We start from the raw sequence: 20,898 nt of genomic DNA, 5'->3' as shown, positions 1-20,898 counted from the left end.
GAAGTCCGGGCGGGTAGTGAGTGTCGTCCGCATCGTGTAAGAAGTGGTGGTGACGTTTGGTGCTGAGAGGCTGACTGAGGACGAAACGTGCCAATGGTTCGTGCTGCCCGCGCTTGCCGCCTCGGGCTGGCCGGAGGAGCAGATCTGGCCGCAATACCCGATTAATGCCGGCAAGTTGGTCGCTACCACCCGGCGGCATTCGCGTCAGCCGAAGCTGAAGGCTGACTATGTGTTGGAGCACCCTGATGGACTCCCGCTCGGGATCGTAGAGGCCAAACGGACCAGCAAGAACGCCGCCGACGGCATCGAACAGGCTAAGCGGTACGCACGGTTGCTTGACGTGCCATTCGCGTACGCAACGAACGGTCGCGTGATCCACGAAATTGATCTGGCAACGGGCCTGATGACCGACGTTGAGGCGTTCCCTTCCCCGGAGAAGCTACTTGCCCGCTATCGGCAAGCGCGAGGTCTCGACGGCGGGCTGCAGACCGAAGTGGTGTTGATGCCCTTCGACCAGCAGTTACGCAATTTCAACAATACACCACGCGAGGCACGCTACTACCAAAAGGTGGCGGTCAACCGTGCCGTTCACGCAATCGCCCGTGGCGATAAGCGGATTCTGTTGACTCTCGCTACTGGGACTGGCAAAACGCTAGTTGCCTACCTGATCGTCGCCAAGCTGCGGCGCGCCGAGTGGATGGGAGACCGCCCCCCTCGCGTTCTCTACCTCGCCGACCGCAGCATGTTGATTGACCAGCCAAAGGACGAGTACTTCATCCAGGGGTTCGGGGACGTGGTCCACAAGATAGAGCGCGGTGTTGCGGCACGTGGCCGGGACATCTACTTTGCACTCTATCAGACGCTCGACCGCGGCAACGATCAGCCACTATACACGCGCTATGATCCGGACTACTTCGATCTGATCATTGTTGATGAGTGTCATCGAGGAAGCGCCCGAGATGAGGCACAATGGAGCAATATCCTGAAGTACTTCAGTCCGGCGACGCAAATCGGGATGACAGCGACACCGATCAGCAAGCGCGATGCCGACACATACAACTACTTCGGCGACCAAGTGTATGAGTATTCATTGGCTCAGGGAATTGAGGACGGTTACCTGGCGCCCTATCGAGTTCGGAAGGCGCGCCTCAATGTCGATATTATGGGATGGCGGCCAAACGCAGGGCAGCGCGACATTTACGGCAACGAGATTCCGGATCGGCTGTATACGCCCAAGGACCACGAGCGGGTTCTGGCAATCCTCGAACGCACCGAGGAAGCTGCAGCCTACCTGACCAACTACCTACGGGAGACCGATCGGTTGGGTAAGACGATCGTGTTCTGCGAAAACAATGACCACGCACACCGAATGCGGCAGGCATTACACAACGCGAATTACGACATGGTCCAGCGGTATCCCGACTATGTTTGCCGGATCACCGACGACGATGGTGATCCTGGCCGGGCGTTGTTGGACCGGTTCAAGAAGATCGACACCGATGAGCCTGTTATCGCGGTGACGTCTCGCTTGCTCACCACCGGGGTCGATATGCCATCGGTACGCAACATCGTGCTATTTCGACGTATCGGTTCCATGCCAGAGTTCAAGCAGATCATCGGTCGCGGTACCCGGGTGTGTGAGGATGTGAGGAAGTCATCATTTGACATCATTGACTTTGTCGAGGCGACGGTCCTGTTCAACGATCCGACTTTCGACGGTCCACCGATCCGTATGGTGCGGGACGACGTTGACGACGACGGCACCTTCGAGACCACAATAGAGCAGCCAGAGGCTGACGAAGTCTTGACGGAAGAAGCCGCCGGTCCTAGGCCCGATTACCAGGAGCAGGACGGCAATGCCGCAGACAAGACAGCTGCAAGCGATGGCCCTGCCAAGGTAGTGGACGACCCCGACCAGATCGACAACATCCGCGCCAACGGCATCCGCCTCTACGTCAACGGTGTCGATGTATTTGTCTGGGGCGAGGCATTCTACGTCCTAGAGGGCGACGGCCGCCGACTGCGCCTGGTGACGTACCGCCAGTACGTCCAGGCTCGACTCATCGAACTGGACCTTGACCCTGTCAATCTTCGAGCGCAGTGGGCGATAGCCAAGAGTCGGCGTCTGCTCAGCGAAGCACTTGAAGCCGCCGACATTCCCGTCTCCGAACTCCCAGAGAAGCTCCAACATCCGGAGGTCGACCCGATCGACCTGCTGTTGCACGTCGGCTGGGAATTCCCCCTTGTCAGCCGCGATGAGCGGGTAGCCCGGCTACGCCGCGAACATCGGGACTTCCTCGCCGGATTCCCCACCCGAGCGCGGGAGATACTGGACCTCGTGCTAGAGAAGTACGCCGCGTACGGCCCGTCTGAGCTGTCGCCTAGCGCACTACAGGTCGCACCGTTTACCGAGCATGGGACGATCATTGAACTTGCCGAGCGGTTTGATGGGGGCGATAAGCTGCATGAGGCTCTGGACAACCTTGGCACACGACTGTTTAGCGTGGCGGCCTAAGCGGTACGATTACGCCTTGCGTGGCTCGTTCACGTTACGCTACCAGTGAATTGCAGTATTCTGCGTGGTAGCATCTCCGCGTGCTGGCTGATCCCCGCAGTGCTCGTAGTCTGCTCTGGCGCCTCAGCGCAAGCCGGCGAGCGTGCTTCAACGTGGCGCAGGCACGCGACGTCGGGCACAGCTATCAGGTCCAGCAATGCCACGTGCAGCACGGCAATTGGCAGCACGCCGATTGCCGCATCGTTCGACTCTGGGAGCACTCCGGCCTCTTCGGCGAAGAGAACAATCACTTGGTTCGTCGTTTCTCGGGTCGTCACCGACTCTGCTGCCTCATCCCTGACCGCCTACTTTGCCGACTCGCATTGACGCTAGGCGACCGAGAACTCTCGTCCGGCGCGATCCTGAGGTTTATGTTCTCCATTGGTGGATGTGCCATCAATGATCCCGATCTTGCCATTGTCATGTACGGTGGCGTCGGGGACATCGTGGGTGAGGCAAGACGCCGAAGCGCTACTCGCCGATTCGGACCGCCTTCCGTCCCGACCGACAACGCCTCCCCGATCCGCCACCGCACTGACGTTAGAGAATACCCGACGATCGTGGGCCGACGTCACCGTTACCAAAGCGGCGGCGACCGACGCGATGAACCTGATTTACGCCTTCTGGTCCAACGCTCTGACTGCCGACAACCGAACGGAATTTGACATGGCAACAAAGAGGAACGACGTACCACCGACCACTCGCGCCCAGTTCGGATCGGCAATCAAATCTGCCCGCGACATCATGCGCAAGGACGCCGGCCTAAACGGTGATCTCGACCGGCTTCCTCAACTCTCCTGGCTCCTCTTTCTTCGGGCCTTCGACACCCTCGAGGAAGAGCGATTCCTTATTGAGGGACCGCGCTTCAAGCCAGCGATAGATGAACGGTACCGCTGGAAGACTTGGGCCTCCGATCAGGACTTCAGTGGCGAACGCCTACTGAAATTTGTGAATGATGACCTGCTTCCATATCTCCGCGACCTTCCGTCGAGCAAGGACCCGTCGGATCCGAGAAACATCATTTCTACGGTCTTTAAAGAAATCAACAACCGAATGCTATCCGGGGTGCTGCTCCGCGATCTCGTCGACCAGGTGAACCGGATTAACTTCCGTACCTCCGACGACTACCACGCGATCGCGTTTCTCTACGAGTCCATCCTCAAGGAGATGCGCGATGCGGCAGGAGATTCAGGCGAGTTTTATACGCCTCGGCCAGTCATTAAGTTCATGGTCGAACAGACGTTTCTCAAGCTCGGAGAAAGTATCCTCGACCCCGCCTGCGGGACAGGGGGATTCCTGGTTGAAGCGTTTGAAAAACTCCGCACCTCGGCAAACAGCAGTGTACTGCTGGCTGAACTGCATGCCAATCTTCGTGGAATCGAGAAGAAACCTCTTCCCTACCTGCTATGCGTAATGAACCTTATCCTGCATCATGTCAACAGTCCGGCAGTTATTCGGGACAATGCACTCATTCGGATGCTTAACGAGAACAAGCCGGCGAACCGAGTGCGCGTCGTCCTAACTAACCCGCCGTTTGGTGGGGAGGAAGAGAGCTCGGTCGCACAACGCTTTCCTCAGGGCCTCCGAACGAAAGAGACTTCGTTACTGTATCTTCAGGCCGTCATTGATAAACTGGAGCCCGGCGGCCGGTGCGCGGTCGTGCTACCTAACGGCGTTCTTTCGGGAGCTGGGATTGGTCCGCGCGTCAGGGAAAAGCTTTTGAAAGAATGCAACCTGCACACTATAGTGCGGCTTGGCCAAGGAGTATTCGCGCCGTATACTCCGATACCTGCGAATCTGCTCTTCTTCGAGAAAACCGGGCCAACGAAAGAGACTTGGTTCTATCAGATGCCCGCTCCGGAAGGCCGGCGAGGGTATTCAAAGACCAAGCCCATGCGCTACGAGGAATTCGCCGACTGCATTGAGTGGTGGGGCGGTGAGCATCGTGATGGTCGAATTGAAAATCACCTTGCCTGGCGCGTGTCGCGGGCGGACATCGAACAAGACGACTTCAATCTTGACCGCCCTAACCCAAGCGCGGCCACTGGTCTTAGCCATCGCAATCCAAGTGATCTAATAGTGGACCTTGTGGCAACCGAGCGTCAGATCCTGGAACTGCTGGATGGACTCACCCCGGTGGAAGGTGCTATCAAAAATGCGCCATGGTCGCCGTTAAGCAAGATTTTGACGCTGTCAGCAGACCCGGTGACAGTGGAGGAAGAAGAGCGATACATTACAGCTGGCGTATACAGCTATGGCCGTGGCCTGTTCAAGCGGCCTATGATTTACGGATCGGAAACGAATTATCGCACGCTCTATCGCTTGCATGTTAACCAGTTCGTGTTTAGTAAACTGTTCGCGTGGGAAGGGGCGCTCGCCACGGTAACCAAGGATTTCGAAGGAGTCTTCGTCTCGCAAGAGTTCCCGACCTTCGACATTAATACCGAAGTGGCTGACCCTAGCTATGTAGCTCATTTAGCGCGCTGGCCGGAGCTGCATGCGCGACTACGGCACGGAACCACAGGGATGGGTTCCCGTCGCCAGCGAGTGAACGTCGCAAGGTTACTTGCAACCGAGGTCCCGCTTCCAGACTTGCAGAAGCAGCGTCAGATCGCTATGCACCTTGATAGCCTGATGAGCATCGACAAGGCCGTGATTGAGCAACAAGAGAAGTCTAAAGCTCTTCGCCTATCGCTACTCAATGCTGCCTTCAGTGGATCCTCATGATGGGTGTCATGCCGTCTCGAGCACCGCAATGGTCAAGGAAGAGACTCCCTTGCCTCGGTCGCTCCCGGACAGTCCGTAGAGATCTGGATGCGTGCTGGCGAAAGCAGCCCGGGGGCGACGGATCTCTCCCAGCGCCCTCGTAGGTCGACGGCGAGGGGCGGCCGAAGCGGAGTCGGGCGTGCGCGGTGATGATCAGCCAGGTTCAACGGTGCGGAAGTACGGATCTTCGGACGGGTCCAACCCAGCAACGCGTGCCAGTAGCGGTCGACATTGACAGCAGTAGCGAGGGACGCAAGGACCACCACAGACCGGAGGATGCGGAGGCGCCGTGATTCCGCTGCCCGGTGGTCATCAGACGCTCCACCACCGTTCGCAGCTGGATAGCGGTGCGTCGTCGGCTGGCCCGAGCCGCACGGCGTCCAAGACCGTGGTCCAGGACGCGGGTCCCTCAGAGCGGAGACGAAGGAGTATGGCCAGCCGGGATGAACTGGGAGGCGGTTTCGGCCCGCCCGTCAATGTGGCAGAACAAAGGTCGCGGGCTGTTGGCGCGTTTGACCGTATCCATGGTGAGACGTCTACGGCCAACACGATCTGTGCGTCGCCTAGGCCGTGTGTCGAAGTTGGTCACAGCCACTCGTTGATGGCGGCGAGGTGGATGGTGGCTTTGTAGCGGACAGCGAGTTTGTCGAACCTGGTGGATACAGCCCGGTGGCGTTTGAGGCGGTTGATGCCGCACTCCACGGCGTGACGCTGCTTGTAGATTTTGGGGTCGAAAGCTGGTGGCCGTCCGCCCTTGGAGCCCTTGGCCCGCCGGTGGGCGTCCTGGTCGGTCTTGCTCGGGATCGTCGCGGCGATACCGCGTCGTCGTAGATAGGAACGGTTGGCCTTGGACGTGTACGCCTTGTCGGCCAGGACCCGGTCCGGGCGGGTCCTCGGGCGGTCGGTGGCCAGGCGGGGTACGCGGATGGCGGCCAGGACCGGGACGAACTGCGGGCTGTCGCCGCGCTGTCCGGCGGTCAGCACGATGGCGAGGGGTTTCTGTCCCTGCTCACACGCCAGGTGCAGCTTCGTGGTCAACCCGCCGCGAGAACGCCCCAGGGCGTGATCGTCCGGCTCGATGCTGACGCCGCCCGGTGGTTCGGCCTGCAGAGCCCCCTTTTCCTCGCTCCGGCGGCGTGCTGGTGGGCTCGGGCGGTGGTCGAGTCCACCGACACGTCCCAGGTGATCTGACCGGCGGCGTCGGCACGCGCCTGCAACGCGGTGAGGATCCGCTGCCAGGTCCCGTTGCGCTGCCAACGTCGGAACAGGGCGTACACCGCCGACCAGGACCCGTACTGGGGCGGCACGTCCCGCCATGGGGCACCGACCCGGATCCGCCACCGGATCCCGTCGATCAACTGCCGTCTGCTCCACGACGACGGTCGACCCGGCCGCTTCGCCGCTGGCAGCAGCGGCTCCAGCGTCGCCCACTGGGCGTCGGTCAGGTCGAACCGCCTCGTCACCGCTAGGGTGTCCACGAGGTCTCCGGTTTCAGGTTCTGCTTGGTCGCTGAACCATCTACCGGAGACCTCGCTACATCACGACCACCGACACGCGAAGATCCTCACGCCAGCCCGAGCCTGACGCCGACTTCGACACACGGCCTAGGCGCAGCAGCGGCAGCTTGGCGAGGGTCACCCGGACAAAAGCGAGCTTAGGAAGCTGATTCCTCCCCGGATGTCTTTTACCCTCATACGGATCCTCCAGAAATACCCTCAGTCGTCGGAATCTCGGTCGACCGGTTCGTCCATAGCATCGTCGTTGTCTAGCTCGACATATCCGACGGTTTCGGGGGCGCCGCCGCTGCTGTCGGGCAGCCCGATGAGAGCGGTCAACCGTTGGTGCAAGGTTTCGCTTCGGGCGCGGAGGAAGCCCTCGAAATCGTCGCGTTGCGCGGCAGCGAAGGCGTCAGCATCGACCAGACATGTGGCGGCCCGTCTGCGCACCTCGGCTTCTCCCTCTGTGTCGCACAGGTCGCGGAGATACCTCGATGGCGGTTGGTTAGAGATCCAGATATTGCTGACCGAGCTAAGCATGATGAAATTGGCGCATGCATTTATTTGCGCCGTCGAGTACCCGGCTCGGCGAAGGAAGTCACGGGGGAAGAAGTGGTGGAACTCTTTGTCGTTGTCCCAGGACAGTGCCTTGTCAACGTCGATGCGCTGTCCAGTGCGAAGATCCAGTGGCTGTTCATACGCGAGCAGTAAGGCCAAGAGCTTTGCGGGGGCGTTGTCGGCGCGGAACTGGTTGCGTTGCCAAAAATTGCTAGTGGGTATAGCAGCGGAGATTTCAATGTCGACTGTGCTCTTCGCAGCGAACTGGGCGATCGCGGTACAGTCGGCCAGCATTTGGGTGCTGTTCCAGCCCTTGAAGTATCCGCCGCTGGCGGTAAGCCAGAACCAGCGGTGTATTGCCGCGAACTGCGCCGCAGTGGGCTTAGGTACCTGGCGGAACACCTCCACGAGCGGTGCGAATTGGTTCAGGTATGGCAAGGCCGCTGCACGGGGTGTGCCAATCTGGGTGGCCAGGAAATCCACCGCTCGGCGGGCGGCCACGGCCACCTCGCCGACAGCTGCCGTGATCTGCCGTCCCGAAAGGTTCCGCAGGTTGTCCATATCGCTGTTGGAGAAGCCGAGTCCAGCGGCGGCGGCGATCGTACGGAGGATCGTTTTACGATCGATTCGTCCGTACTTCTTAGCCTCCAGAACCGCCAGTAAGGTGTCGACTTCCTCGGTAAGGTCGAAGTCGGGCGCCCACGTTGCTGCGCGGACCAGATCCACGACGTCCAGCGGCGTACCGGTGCTGTTTATCCTGCCAAAAACCTTCGCGACCTCGTCCACTGGCATGTCGTGCAGGACGACCGCCGCGATCGAATAGTCCTGGAACCGGGCGAAGACCTGTTTCGCCTGAAGCCGCAACTCGGGCTCCGCGATCAGTCCCACGCGGCCAAAGTAGTCTGCCGGCTCGGACAAGAGCCGGGTCGGTATTTGAAACATTGGTGGCTCGTCATCGGTGGCTCGGTGCATGAACTTTTGCTCGGCCAAGTCGTATACGATGTTCCAGATGCTGCCCGGGTCTCCGTGGGGCTTCCAGTGCAGGGCGCCGAAGATTGAGGAGAGTCGCTGCTGTCCGTCGAGGATGTAGTTGACTGGATAGCCAGGACGGGGTGGTCTTACGGGGAGACCAGCAACGGTGCGTTCGCTCGCGAGTTCGCCGAGGTTAGTTTGCCAAAGGAGGATGCTGCCGATTGGATAGTTTTTGACGATGGAATCGAGTAGCTCTAGGACTTGACGACGGTTCCAGACGAAGGCTCGTTGAAACTTCGGAAGCAGGATGTCGCCGTGCAAGATCCTATCTGCGAGGTTGGCAAGCCGAGGCACCTCAGGCTGAGGATGCCTGATCGGCCCTTCGTCCCTGATGTCAACGGTCACGGTGTACCTCGCCACACCTGCATGACCGGCATCGTATGCGCTACCACCGACAGTCCTTCACGCGTCGCGGCACGAGCGGTTGTGGTAGACACCGTGCACGGCAGATGTGACAAACGGTGTGGGTCGCGGCTTTCAGGACGACTGCCACCGTCCTGACCACAGTCATCGAGTCAACGCGCGGATGCCCCGGGCGAGCGGCCGGGGCATCCTTGACCGTCTACTCGAACGCGAAACTTGCTTCCACGATCAGTGATCGACCGGTCGCGTTGTGCGTTGCAGGTCTGTGACGTGCCCCGGCAGGATACCGACCTGCGCTTCGGTCCTTCCGTGAGTGAACCGTGGCTGATCAGGCGATGCTGACGCGGTGTGTTAGCCGGACGGGGCGTCGCAGATCCGTTCTGGCTCCTGCCGGGGGCACCAGCGCGAGGCCCTGACCAGCGAAAGCCAGTCGGAGCCTCGAAGTCTATCTATGTAGCTCTGAATCGCCTCCCGGAATCCCCTCGGTAACCCTACGATCGATCGGGTTATGGCAGGCGCGCACCGTCAGGGTGTCGGATGCTGTCCCTGCACGTCCATCGGACCCGGTGTAGGCGATGGTGGCGTCGGTGAACTGACCTCCAGCGCAGAGATGAGTCCGGCTTGAAGTACGGGGCTGCATCGGCGGCGGGCAGCTTCGCGGTGGCCGACCGCCTTGACGGCTGCGAGACTGACCAGCGGGTTCAATCGGTCACCTTGTGCCGCGACCCACCACAGGGCGTGGCACCTGTTTGGTGCCACGGACGGCCACCGCGATTGAGTACGCTGACATTGAGCATATCGATTAGGGGTGTTGGTGTCGGCGCCCAGAGGCAGGCAACTCGTTGCCGTAGACGAACGCTGGTCGCTGGTCGCGCCGAGATATCTGGGGCGTTCCACGACCCGGCGGGCCGTCTCATCCGGCACGCGGTCGCGCAGGGTTGGCAGGCGCGTCGGGGGTGCCCGGCGGAGATGCTTCGTCAGCCCGCGAATCGGCGAGGGGCAGCAAGGCCCCGAGGATCGCGAGGGTGATCGGCCGCCGTCGAGCGTAGGGCGATCGCCGCCGCTTTCCGGCTTCAGAGGTTGAAAGGCTGACGGTCGTCGGCGTGTCTGCGTGATCTGCGTCGATGGTTTCGGTAGGCCGGAGGCATGAGGTATCCGGCTGGTGGTGGCATGAACGCGGCAGCCCGGGTCCGGCGTGAGAAGGTCCGAATGCAGGCCGCGGCCATGTTCGAGGAGTCCAAACCGTCCACGCAGATCGCTGCTGAGCTGCGAGTTTCCCCAAAGTCGGTCCGTGAGTGGAGACGTCGCTGGGCTGCCGGCGGGACTGCGGCTCTGGCATCGTCGGGGCCGGGTGGTTCGGACTGCAAGCTCTCCGAAGAGCAGCTCGGTGAGCTTGCCGACCTGCTCGACCGGGGGCCGGTGGAGCAGGGCTGGCCCGACGCCCGGTGGACTCTGGCGCGGGTCGTCGAGGTGATCGAACGTCGTTTCGGCGTCTCCTACACGCTGCGCGGGGTGTCCTACCTGCTGCACCGCATCGGCTACCGCCAGCAGGTCCCGACCCGACGGGCGATCGAACGCGACCCCGAGGCGATCGCGACCTGGCACCGCAGGCGGTGGCCGTCGGTAAGAGGTTAGCCGCGGCCCGCGGCGCCTGGATCTGCTTCCAGGACGAGGCCGGCCAGGTGCTGCGCCCGCCGGTAGCCAAGACCTGGGCACGCCGCGGCCGCACACCCGTCGTGGAGATCTCCGGCAAGGGCTCCGGACGGGTGTCGATCGCCGGCCTGGTCTGCCTCAAGCCCGGCGAACGCGGCCGGCTGATGTGGCGCACGCGGCTGCACCGCGGCCGCAAAGGCGAACGCGGCAGCTTCAGCGAGGACGACTACATCGCCTTCCTCGACCAGGCTCACTAGCGGTTACGTACACCGATCGTGCTGATCTGGGACAACCTCAACACCCACGTCAGCCGCCGCATGCACGCCCTGATCGCGGCCCGGCCGTGGCTGACCGTGATCCGGCTGCCGTCGTACGCACCCGATCTCAACCCGACCGAAGGAGTCTGGCGATGGATAAAACGCGGCCTGACCAACATCGCCGCCCACGGCGCCGACCACCTCGCCGACCTGGTCAAACACCGCCTACGCGCCTGCCAGCAACAGACCGATCTCCTCGCCGGCTTCTTCGCCAACACCGGCATGACCCTCGACCCCGAACCACCGTGACAGCCCGAACCTCAGCCTTTCAACCTCTGTAGCGGTCGGGCAGGGTGAGGTCGATCCGCCGGGCCGGCGCCGCGATGGTCAGCCGGACCAGTCCGGTGGCGTTCATGTGGGCTCCGTGGGATGGGTCACCGTCGGCGGCGACGTGTCGGCGGGTCCGCCGGCTGGGCGGGGACGCACCCAGGATCGCCGCGACGCCTGCGGGGAAATCGCATTGGCCGCAAGCGGACAGCCGTGGCGACGCCGGGTACGGGGCAGGGCGAAGGTGTCGCGGTGCTAAAACCGACCGGCACAACACGTCGTCCATCGAGAAGGTGACCACACTGCTCGCCCCGGCTCGGCTCACCGTGGACCGGGCCGGCACCGTCCACTTCGGGGGCAGAACCTGGCGGCTCCAGGGCGACGGCCTGTACCGCGCGGACGACGGTGAGCCGCTGGTGTTCCTCGCCGGCCCGGACGCGACGCGGTACGTGGCCACCGACACGTCGGCCGCCGAGCTGATGCCGCCATCCGAGACGCTTCCGGTGAACCTCGCGGCTCTGCTCACCCTGCTGCTGCCGACCCTGGGTCTGCTCGTCCTGCCCTTCACCGGACTGGTACGCCGGATCCGCAGGCGTCCGGCACGCGCCACCGGGCCGTGGCGACTGGCGCGCGGGCTCGCTGCCGGTGCCGCCGTCCTGGCCGTGACGTTCCTCGCCGGACTGGCCGTGACCCTGGCCGGCGACACCGGCGAGTTTCTCTACCATGTGCCGCTCAGCTTCACGCTGCTGCTCGGGGTACCCGTGCTCGCACTCGCGGTCGGCCTGGCCGCGACGGCGCTGACGGTCCGGGCCTGGTGCGGCGCGGGCGCCGGTCCCGTCGCCCGCATCCATCAGGTGATGCTGTTCGCCGGTCTCACCTCCGTCGCCTGGTTCCTCTGGCAGTGGAACCTGCTCGGCTGGCAGTACCCGTAACCGTATTCAGGCGTGACCGCGCATCATCAGGTGGTGCCGGCTGGCAGCTGGTTATCCCAAAGCCACGGCCCGCGCACCGGCCGCTGCACAGGGTCGTCAGGCCGGGCTGCCGGTGACCGAGCTGCCGGACTTCGTCAGCAGGTACGTGAGCTGCGTGCCGCTCCAGAAGTGGAAGGTGAGGGTGACCGGGCCGTCGTCGACCTCGGCGAAGAACTCGGGCTTCAGCAGGATCGTGTTCGCGGCGTAGTCGGGTTGGAAGTTGCTCCAGTACTCCTTGTATGTGGTCCAGTTGGCCGGCCCGGCGGGGCTGCCGTCGGCGTACCTGGCCTCCATGGTGGCGAGCTGGTCACCGCGGAACTGGGTGGGGATGGTCAGCCCGCTGGTCGTGCCGGTGGCCGCGGCCTGGGTCGGCGGGTCGTAGCTGATGATGCTGACCTGCCACGGCACACCCTGGGAGAAGCGGGCTTCGATGGTGGCGTTGACGCCGTAGGCGCGGTTGCCGACCAGCCGGGTCAGGGCGGCCTGGGTCAGCGTGAGCGTGTTGCCGGAGACGGTGTAGTCGGTGCCGCTGGCCAGCTGGGTGCTGCCCTGCCAGAGACCGCGGAACGTGCCGCCGTTGAGGTTGAGGGTGAGCGACTGACCGGTGATGCCGCCGGTGCGCCGGACGTAGACCTGGTCGGTGGACGCGGTCGCGGAGCGGGTCGTCAGGCTCGCCCGCATCATGTCGTAGATGCCCTGGTCCCGCCAACGCAGCTCGGGGCGGTGCAGGAACGAGCCCGCGTCCCACAGCATGGTGGTGAGCTTGCGGATCCGGGCGTGGTAACCGACGGCTTCGAAGAACTTCAGCAGTTCACCCCGCTGGATGATGCCGGGGCGGGTGTAGTCGTAGCTGAGCAGCGCCCACTCGCCGACGATCACGGGGATGCCCCGGGAGACGAAGGTCTGGTGCGCCCGGTCGAAGGTGCCGACGATGTCCTGTTCGACGTTGCTGTCGTAGCGGGTGCCACCGGCGATGTTGACGCTGAACGGCCACCAGCCGTAGAAGTGGATGGTCGCCACGAGGTTGGGGTCGTTCAACTGGTCGAAGGTGGTCGTCAGCGCGTCCATCCGGGCCTGCTCCCCGCTGGTGTGCAGGGTGGGCAGCACCAGCAGCCGCGTGGCGTTGTTCCCGCCGCTGCGGCGTACGAGGCGGACGAACGCGACGTTGAGTTCGTGCAGTACCTGGTCACTCTCGGCGTCGCCGGAGGTGCCGGCGAACTGCGGCTCGTTGATGCTTTCGAACACCAGTTTCGGGGAGTGGTCGCGGAAGGTGGCGGCCAGTTGACTCCACAGTGCCGTGTAGCGGGCCAGCACGTTCGTGCGGTCGGTGGGATAGGTGTTGATCCACTGCCACGAGTCGTGGTGCAGGTTGACCATCACGTAGAAGCCCTCCGCCAGGGACCAGTCGACGACCTCTCGGATGCGGTTCAACCAGGTCGGGTCGATGGTGTAGTCGGGCGCCGGGCCGTGGTGGTTGCTCCAGGTGACCGGCAGCCGGATGCTGTTGTACCCCTGGGACCGGATGTGGTGCAGCATTTCCCAGGTGGTTCGCGGGTTGCCCCACGAGGTCTCGTCGGGGATGGCGTCGAATGTGTTGCCCAGGTTCCAGCCGGGCTGCATCGCGGCCACCATCTCCATCCGGTTGCCGGGCTGCGGCGAACCGGTCGGTGGGACCGACGGCGAGGCCGTGGGCGATCCGGAGGGGGAGACGCTGGCCGTCGGCGTCGCCGTCGGGCCGACGTTTCCGGTGCACGCGACGCCGTTCAGGGTGAACGAGGTCGGGGCGGTGTTGGTGCCGGTCCAGGATCCGTTGAAGCCGAACGATACCGTCGCGTTCGTGCCGATGGCGCCGTTGTAGCTCACGTTCGTCGCGCTGACCTGGCTGCCGGACGAGGTGACGGTCGCGTTCCATGCCTGGCTGACCCGCTGGCCGGACGGGAAGGTCCAGGCCAGGTTCCAGCCGTTGACCGGGTCGCCGAGGTTGGTCACGCTCACGTTCGCGGTGAAGCCGCCCGGCCATTGGGACGAGACCGCGTACGCCACGCGGCAGCCGGCCGCCGCCTGGGCGTTGGCAGTCACCAGGGTTCCCGCCACCAGCAGCGCGGCCAGCCCGCCGGCGACCGTGCCGAGGCGCCAGGGGGTCTTGCGGATCTTCTGGGTACTCATCGGAGACTCCCGCTTGGAAAGTTTCGAACCCGGATGCCGGAAAGTTTCCGGTTGGAAGGTTACGATTTTCTTCGATCCGCGTCAATGTCTGCAGCTGGGTCGACCGGCTGAGCGGGGGGCGGGCCGGTGCCCGAAAGGTTCGCTTGAAAATTCCGGAGCTATTTGAGAATCTAAGTTCTTCGATGTGTGTGAGCGCTAACACAGTCTGTTTGCCGGGCTGGCCGCGCCCCGACCGGTCAGGAGGTGGCCGCGCCGATCCGGCACGAGGTCCACCTACCGCAGCCACCACCACCGGCAGGGCGGACGGCTGGACCTACCACTCACCTGCTCCTGGGCTGAACTGCGCAGTCTCGTCCTGTCCGCTCCCCGGAGGAGTACGCCGGTCGGGCCGGCTGTCCGTGATCCACCACCCACCAAGGAGGTAACGACAGTGCGGGAACACACCTACCACCCCCCAGCGGGAGAGGACGCCGGACCTGACCGGACGTCCCCCGACCCGCGCAGAAGACTGCTCAGCATCGGTGCGGCGGGAATCGCGCTCGCCCTCACCCTGCTCACCGCGATGGTGGCGACCGGGTCGGCGTCGGCCGCCGACAACCCGTACCAGCGGGGACCGGATCCCACCCGGGCCAGCGTCGCGAACGTGACCGGACCCTTCGCCACCGCCCAGGTCAGCGTCCCCAGCGGGTACGGCTTCGCCGGCGGGATGATCTACTACCCGACCGACACCAGTCAGGGGACCTTCGGCGGGATCGCCATCTCGCCCGGCTACACGGCGCTGTTCTCCGTCGAGCTGGCCTGGATGGGGCCGTGGCTGGCGTCCCACGGGTTCGTGGTGATCGGCATCGAGACCAACAGCCGGAACGACTTCGACGAGGCGCGCGGCACCCAGCTGCTCGCCGCGCTGGACTACCTCACCCAGCAGAGTTCGGTACGCACCCGGGTCGACCCGAGCCGGCTGGCGGTCTCCGGTCACTCCATGGGCGGCGGCGGCGCGCTGAACGCGGCGATCCGGCGTCCGTCGTTGAAGGCCACGGTCGGGATCGCCCCGTTCCTGCCCTCGTCGAACCTGGCCAACGACCGGGTGCCGACGATGATGTTCTCGGGACAGGCGGACACCGTGGTGACCCCGTCCACGGTCGTCAACCAGTACAACAGCCTGCCGGCCAGCACGGAGAGCGTCTATCTGGAGGTCGCCGGAGCGGATCACGGGTTCATGGTCGGTCGGCCGAACAACGTGATGATCCGCACCATGCTGCCGTTCGTGAAGATGTTCGTGGACAACGACACCCGGTACAGCCAGTTCCTGTGCCCGCTGCTGGACTCCTCCGGCGTGGTCACGTACCGCAGCACCTGCCCGCTGCTGCCCCCGGGTCCGACCACGCCACCGACCTCCACCGGCAACCCGACGAACCCGCCGACCACCCCGCCGGTCACCCCCACCGCCACGCCCACCCTGCCGCCGGGCTCCGCCGCCCAGATCGTCGGGGCGCAGTCGGGCCGGTGCGTCGACGTACCCTCGCGTACCAACGGCACCCGGGTGCGGCTCTACGACTGCAACCGGCAGGTCCAGCAGTCCTGGACGTACACCTCGGACAAACAACTACGGGTGTACGGGGACATGTGTCTGGACGCGGCGGGCTCCGGCAACGGCGCGGCGGTGCAGATCTACAGCTGCCACAGCCAGACCAACCAGCAGTGGAACGTCAACTCCAACGGCACCATCACCGGCGTGCAGTCCGGGCGGTGCCTGGACGTCTGGAGCACGGCCAACGGTGCGCAGATCCAGATCTACGACTGCCACGGACAGACCAACCAGCGGTTCAACCTGGTCCCCTGACCAGCTGAACCTGACCGACCCGACGGACGACCTGTTCGCGGACGCTCGGGCCGGTCAGCCACAGGGCGCAGACCCGACACACCTGAACAGGCCGGACTGATCACGGGCGGCTCGGCGTGAAGCCGGGCCGCCCGGAGGTCGCGGGGCACTCTCCGACGGACCGGCGAGGCACTGCGTCATGATCCGGGCGGGATCAGGCGAGGGCGGCGCGCAGCCGGTCGTAGGTCGGGGCGAGTTCGCGGAGCGCGCCGGCCGCCGCCGCGAGATCGCCCACCACCATCGGGTACTGCATCGAGCCGACCAGCCGGGCCTGGCCCGCGGCGACCGCCGCCGCCTCGGGGTACCCGGCCAGCAGCAGGCAGTCCGCGGTGTCGGCGAGCCGTCGCGCACCGACCCGGAGCGCGAAGTAGACCAGGTGCTCGCGCAGCCCGTCACCCGCCCCGTCCTCGACCAACTGGGCGACCCGTTCCGCCGCCTCCCCGTTGCCGAGGCTGCCGGGCGGCATCGCCAGTTCGGTCCGCATGTCGAGCCGGTCGACCGCGGTCGGCACGATCGACCGGATCGCATCGGCGTCGGTCACCTCCGCGACCTGACGGAATCCGGTGCGCATCGTGTACGGCTCGCCGTAGTCCACCGTCTCCGCCCGCCAGGCGGCCAGGAAGTCCCCGACCGGAACCTGGGCGTACGGGTAGCCGTGCGGGTCGTGTACGAGCACCCGCTCGTCGGAGACGTCGAGGACGACGACGTAGTGGTCGGCGCCGATCGGCCCGGTCATCTCGGGGTGGTGGCGCAGGTGGCCCAACTCCAGCGGGCCGACCCAGACCGGCCCCTTCCCGGCCGCTTCGGCGAGTCGGGCGAGCGCCTCGGCCGGCTCCCCGCCCCGGCTGACCGTCGAGGTCCAGCCGACCGCCCGCAACGCCTGGTCGAAGCCGAGTTCCGGATTCCAGCCGTACGCGTCGAAGAAGACCGTCCGGCCGCCGACGAGCTGCATCCCGAACGGGCCGCCGGTGGCGACCTCGATGACGGCGGTCGACGGGGACCGCTCGCCGAGCAGCATCGCGAACGAGTTGGCGTAGCAGTACGGACCACTGCCGACGTAGGGGGTGTGGCGCATGGGGGAGCATCCTCTCGGTCAGGTGGATACCGGGTACGCGACGTCGAAGAGCGCGTCCGTACCCGGATGGATCTCGTACGGGTGGCCGACGCAGGTGACCTCCGGACGCGCGTCGGTCCACGCCTCCACCGCGTCGTACGCCCGCAGGACCAGCGGGAAGTCGTGGTATCCGGCCGGCACCGGCAGGTACGCCTCGGTGTGTGCGGGCAGCAGGCGGGCGTACAGGTCGTCGGCCGGTTCGACGCTGCCGTCGTACGGCACCGCGACCTCGACCAGTCCCTCGGAGTCCGGGGTGACGAGGTCGTGGAAGTGCACATGCAGCGGAGCGCCGTCCGGACGGCCGGAGTCCCGCAGGTGTGCCCGGATGTCGTTGCCGGCCGTGTGGATCAGGTCGTCCAGGCCGCCGGTGTCGACGTGGCGGCTCCGGCAGAGCACCTTCGTCGCCGGCACGTCCCGCAGTCCGACGGCGTCGACGAGCACGGTTTCGCCGCCGTCCGACCGTATCGCCTCCAGCAACGCCGCCCGTTCGTCGAGCAGCGTGCGTTGGGCGTGCAGCCAGCCGCGCAGTTCGAGGGCCCGAGCCTCCGGGGTGAGGTCGGCGAGCTGGCCGATCCGGGCCAGTGGCAGCCCGAGGCGGCGCAGCCGGGCGATCAGCCGGGCCCGGGGCAGTTGGTCCGGGCTGTAGTAGCGGTAGCCGTTCACCGGGTCGACGTGTGCCGGCGGCAGCAGGCCCAGTTCGGCATAGCGGCGCAGGGCCTTCGGCGACAACCGCCCGGCCGCGCCGAACTCGCCGGCCCGTAGGTATTTCCGCTGCACGTCGTGAAGTCTGCGGCGTGCCCCAGGGGCGAGGTCAAGCCGTCACCGCCGGCCGGCCGCCTCGGACAGAGGTGCGTCGCACCGGGACCGGCACACCCGGTCTGCCGGCGGCGCGACGTATACCGTGGTTCCGGCAGAAAGGCCGGACCCGCAGGTGTCCCGCCCCGCGCTGGGCGCCGCCCGGCCGGGCCGGGTTGAGCAGGGTCGGGCCGGGTTGGGCCGGGCCGGGAGTGGTCTGTTCGGTGGGGAGGGGATCCGGGGTGCGGCTGGCCGTGGGATGCGCGATGTGGGCGCACAAGGCGTGGCAGGGGCGGTTCCTGGCGCACCAGTCGCCGGCCGCCGATCGGCTGCGCTGCTACGCCAGCTGGTGCGACGCGGTCGAGGGGAACACCACCTTCTACGCGACCCCGGGCCGGGAGACCGTGGCCAGCTGGGCCCGGCAGACCGGTCCCGGGTTCCGGTTCGTGCTCAAGATCCCGAAGGTCGTCACCCACGAACACCGGCTCACCGACGTGGACGGGCCGCTGCGGGCCTTCCTGGACGCGGTCGAACCGCTCGGCCCCCGGGCGCACACCCTCTGGATCCAGCTGCCGGCTTCGTTCGCACCGGACGACGTCGGGGTGCTCGCCCGCTTCCTGCGCCGGCTGCCCGACTCGCACCGCTACGCCGTCGAGGTCCGCGACCCCGCCTTCTGCACCGATCCCCGCGCGACCCGACTGCTCGAAGGGGTACTCGCCGACGCGTCCGCCGAGTGGATCCCGTTCGACACCACCGCGTTCTTCCAGGCTCCGCCGACAAGTGACGCGGAACGCGACGCCTGGACGAAGAAGCCCCGGATGCCGCTCCGGACGGCCGCGCTCACCGACCGGCCGATCGTCCGCTATCTCGGGCGCGACGATTCCGACCGGACCGTCGAGGGCTGGCGGCACTGGGTCGACGTCACCGTCGGCTGGCTGCGCGAGGGCCGCTCGCCGACCGTTTTCGTGCACACCCCGGACAACGCGGACGCGCCACAACTGGCCCGCCGCTTCCACGACGAGGTGCGGGCCCGGGTGCCCGAGCTCGAGGCCCTGCCGGAGCCGATCCCGGCCGAGCCGTTGACGCTGTTCTGACCGCTGCGGTGGTGACGGTCGCCGGCCGGGTCAGCGGATCCGGGTCCACTCGCTGGTGCCCGCGCCGAAGAACCGCATCGTGTCGCCGGTGCAGACGTACTCGCTCGGCTCCAGCACCAGCGACAGCGGGACACTCGCGTTGCGGCTGCTGCCCCGGTAGAGCACGATCGTCCCCTTGGCCCGTACGTTGCTGACGTACTCCATGCCGTTGCGGTGGTAGACGTTGGCCGAGGCATTGCCACGGGTCCGCTCCCGCCACCGGACGCCCCGGTAGGTGGCGGTCTCGTCGGTGGTCCTGCCGAAGTTCAGCGTCACCCGGCCGTCCGCGGAGTACGTCTGTATGGTGCCGGCGGCGCCGGTGAAGAGCACCTCCTGGTTGTCGATCTTCTTGAACGACTGGCTGCTGACGCTCCGCCAGCTGCCGACCATGCAGGCGTCCACCCCGGCGGCGGTCACCGTCGGGGTGGCGGACGGGCGGGGTGACCCGCTGTCGGTGGGCGTTGCCGAGGCGGCACCGGCCAGCTTCGTACGCCGACCCGGGTCGTCGTCCCCGGTGACGGCGGCGGCGACGGTAGCCGCGGCCAGGATGCCGGCGACCGCCCCGGCGGCAGCCGTGACCCGGACCCGCCGGGACCGGGACAGCGCCGCCCAGCGCCCGGACCGTCCGGCCGGCGTACCGGCACCCGCCGGGCTGCTCGGCTGCCCGGCGTCCGGCAGCGGTGCCGTCGCACCGACCGGGCCGGCCCCGCCGACACCGCCGCCGGACGGCACCCGCAGGCTGCCCTCGGCGACCACCAGTTCCGGCTGCTCGACGACGCTGGGGGCGATCTCCAGCGCCCGGTGCAGCGCGGTGGCGACCGCCGGCATCCGGCTGGAACCGCCGGAGAGGAAGACCGCGGCCACCGTGGACCCGCCGTCGTCCAGCCGGTCGAGCAGGGTACGGGTGGTCGCCACGGTACGCGCGACGACCGGGGCGGCGAGTTCCTCCAACTCCTCCCGGCCGAGCGGCATGTCCACGTCGAAGAGCGGTACGTGGATCAGCGTGGTGGTGTTCCGGGTCAGCATCTCCTTGCCGGCCCGCGCGTTGGTCCAGAGCTGCTGGCGCGCCCGCCGGTCGGAGGTGGTCTCCGGGCTGGCCAGCCGGGCCCAGAGCGCCCCGTCCCGGCTGCCGATCGTGGCACCGATCCGGTCCACGACGGCGGCGTCGACGTCCAGCCCGCCACAGTCGGCGAGCCCCTCGGTCGCCAGCACCTCGAACCCGCCGGCGGTCCGGCGTACCACTGTCACGTCGAAGGTGCCGGCGCCGAAGTCGTAGACCACCGCACACCGCCCGACCGGCAGGTCCCGGCCGGCCACCTCGACGAAGAAGTTGGCGGCGGCGACCGGCTCGGCCACCAGGCGTACGGTCGGCAGCACCCGGTTGGCGGCGGCCAGCAGGATGCCGCGGCGGTGGGCGCCCCAGGCGGCCGGAAAGGTCAGCACCGCCTCGGTGACCGGCTCGGTGGTGACCAGGCGGACCTCGCTGGCCACCCGGCGCAGCGGAGCGGCGAACAACTCCTCGACCGGCATCTCCCGGTCACCGAGCAGCACGGTGCCCTCGTCGACGCAGCGCTTCGGGTAGGGCTCGCAGGACTGCGGCAGCGAGAGCGCGGTGTGCAGGGCGTCCTGGCCGACCAGCAGCCGGGCTCCGGTGTCGGCGCAGACCGCCGAGCGCAGCAGCGGCGACCCGTCGAAGAGCAGTGGCCGGGGTTCCCGGCCCGCCTGAGCCAGCACCGCGACGGTGTTGTATGTGCCGAAGTCGATGCCGAGTCTCGCGCCCGCGCCACGCACAGCCAACACGGTACGGCAGCCGGGCCCCCGCACGGGCGCCCGT

At 66.1% G+C, this 20,898-nt stretch carries 14 protein-coding genes and 1 pseudogene; 8 read left to right on the top strand and 7 right to left on the bottom strand.

Going from position 1 to position 20,898, the window contains the following annotated elements; translation table 11 throughout:
• Nucleotides 1–43 precede the first annotated feature (43 nt).
• Nucleotides 44–2,515, top strand: a complete 2,472-nt coding sequence (locus O7626_RS30200; RefSeq protein ID WP_278064429.1) for a DEAD/DEAH box helicase family protein — start codon at nucleotides 44–46, stop codon at nucleotides 2,513–2,515.
• 29 nt (nucleotides 2,516–2,544) lie between these two features.
• Here O7626_RS30200 and O7626_RS30195 read toward each other — a convergent pair whose 3' ends face one another.
• A complete protein-coding gene (locus O7626_RS30195; RefSeq protein ID WP_278064428.1) occupies nucleotides 2,545–2,832 on the bottom strand; it encodes a hypothetical protein in 288 nt (95 codons plus the stop codon).
• Nucleotides 2,833–3,004: 172 nt separating this feature from the next.
• On the opposite strand from O7626_RS30195, the gene O7626_RS30190 reads away from it, so the two are divergent.
• On the top strand, nucleotides 3,005–5,281 hold the full coding sequence (locus tag O7626_RS30190) for an N-6 DNA methylase (protein ID WP_278064427.1): 2,277 nt from the start codon (nucleotides 3,005–3,007) through the stop codon (nucleotides 5,279–5,281).
• A 624-nt stretch (nucleotides 5,282–5,905) separates the two neighbouring features.
• Here O7626_RS30190 and O7626_RS30185 read toward each other — a convergent pair.
• Both O7626_RS30185 and O7626_RS30180 read right to left on the bottom strand, forming a co-directional pair.
• Nucleotides 5,906–6,798: pseudogene (locus tag O7626_RS30185) on the bottom strand (IS5 family transposase).
• Nucleotides 6,799–7,035: 237 nt separating this feature from the next.
• Nucleotides 7,036–8,751, bottom strand: a complete 1,716-nt coding sequence (locus O7626_RS30180; protein ID WP_278064425.1) for a DUF262 domain-containing protein — start codon at nucleotides 8,749–8,751, stop codon at nucleotides 7,036–7,038.
• A gap of 1,164 nt (nucleotides 8,752–9,915) precedes the next feature.
• Between O7626_RS30180 and O7626_RS30175 the strand changes: the two genes are divergently transcribed.
• From O7626_RS30175 to O7626_RS30160, 4 genes are all read left to right on the top strand, one after another.
• Entirely contained in the window at nucleotides 9,916–10,404 is a 489-nt protein-coding gene (locus tag O7626_RS30175) for a winged helix-turn-helix domain-containing protein (RefSeq protein ID WP_347404818.1), read from the top strand.
• Nucleotides 10,383–10,679 carry a hypothetical protein gene (locus tag O7626_RS30170; protein WP_278064423.1) on the top strand — a complete coding sequence of 99 codons (297 nt, stop codon included), beginning with the start codon at nucleotides 10,383–10,385 and terminating at the stop codon, nucleotides 10,677–10,679. Before O7626_RS30175 ends, O7626_RS30170 begins: the two co-directional genes overlap by 22 nt.
• Before the next feature lie 18 nt (nucleotides 10,680–10,697).
• On the top strand, nucleotides 10,698–10,988 hold the full coding sequence (locus O7626_RS30165; RefSeq protein WP_278064422.1) for a transposase: 291 nt from the start codon (nucleotides 10,698–10,700) through the stop codon (nucleotides 10,986–10,988).
• 311 nt (nucleotides 10,989–11,299) lie between these two features.
• Nucleotides 11,300–11,938, top strand: a complete 639-nt coding sequence (locus O7626_RS30160) for a hypothetical protein (protein ID WP_278064421.1) — start codon at nucleotides 11,300–11,302, stop codon at nucleotides 11,936–11,938.
• Between the two features lie 96 nt (nucleotides 11,939–12,034).
• Here O7626_RS30160 and O7626_RS30155 read toward each other — a convergent pair whose 3' ends face one another.
• The gene (locus tag O7626_RS30155) at nucleotides 12,035–14,143 is read right to left on the bottom strand and encodes a cellulase family glycosylhydrolase (RefSeq protein WP_278064420.1); all 2,109 of its coding nucleotides are present in this window, start codon (nucleotides 14,141–14,143) and stop codon (nucleotides 12,035–12,037) included.
• 430 nt (nucleotides 14,144–14,573) lie between these two features.
• On the opposite strand from O7626_RS30155, the gene O7626_RS30150 reads away from it, so the two are divergent.
• On the top strand, nucleotides 14,574–15,983 hold the full coding sequence (locus tag O7626_RS30150) for a ricin-type beta-trefoil lectin domain protein (RefSeq protein ID WP_278064419.1): 1,410 nt from the start codon (nucleotides 14,574–14,576) through the stop codon (nucleotides 15,981–15,983).
• Between the two features lie 193 nt (nucleotides 15,984–16,176).
• On the opposite strand, the gene O7626_RS30145 is transcribed toward O7626_RS30150, so the two are convergent.
• A complete protein-coding gene (locus O7626_RS30145) occupies nucleotides 16,177–17,097 on the bottom strand; it encodes a hypothetical protein (protein WP_278064418.1) in 921 nt (306 codons plus the stop codon).
• 18 nt (nucleotides 17,098–17,115) lie between these two features.
• Nucleotides 17,116–17,913, bottom strand: a complete 798-nt coding sequence (locus O7626_RS41600) for a MerR family transcriptional regulator (protein WP_347404817.1) — start codon at nucleotides 17,911–17,913, stop codon at nucleotides 17,116–17,118.
• A gap of 284 nt (nucleotides 17,914–18,197) precedes the next feature.
• Between O7626_RS41600 and O7626_RS30135 the strand changes: the two genes are divergently transcribed.
• Nucleotides 18,198–19,025: a DUF72 domain-containing protein gene (locus O7626_RS30135; protein WP_278066379.1), complete on the top strand. Its 828-nt coding sequence runs from the start codon at nucleotides 18,198–18,200 to the stop codon at nucleotides 19,023–19,025.
• Between the two features lie 30 nt (nucleotides 19,026–19,055).
• Here the strand turns inward: O7626_RS30135 and O7626_RS30130 are convergent, their stop codons facing one another.
• On the bottom strand, nucleotides 19,056–20,855 hold the full coding sequence (locus O7626_RS30130) for an Hsp70 family protein (protein WP_278064417.1): 1,800 nt from the start codon (nucleotides 20,853–20,855) through the stop codon (nucleotides 19,056–19,058).
• Nucleotides 20,856–20,898 lie beyond the last annotated feature (43 nt).

It is taken from the genome of Micromonospora sp. WMMD1102 (assembly GCF_029626265.1).
In the GTDB taxonomy this organism is placed as follows: Bacteria; Actinomycetota; Actinomycetes; order Mycobacteriales; family Micromonosporaceae; genus Plantactinospora.
Note: the sequence above shows the minus strand (reverse complement) of the source record. Positions and strands in the feature narration are given on the sequence as shown.

Bases quoted from the DNA above. Each gene is read 5' to 3' on its own strand.
- O7626_RS30155 (WP_278064420.1), bottom strand. From the start codon at position 14,143: ATGAGTACCCAGAAGATCCGCAAGACCCCCTGGCGCCTCGGCACGGTC.
- O7626_RS30135 (WP_278066379.1), top strand. From the start codon at position 18,198: ATGTGGGCGCACAAGGCGTGGCAGGGGCGGTTCCTGGCGCACCAGTCG.
- O7626_RS30175 (WP_347404818.1), top strand. From the start codon at position 9,916: ATGAGGTATCCGGCTGGTGGTGGCATGAACGCGGCAGCCCGGGTCCGG.
- O7626_RS30145 (WP_278064418.1), bottom strand. From the start codon at position 17,097: ATGCGCCACACCCCCTACGTCGGCAGTGGTCCGTACTGCTACGCCAAC.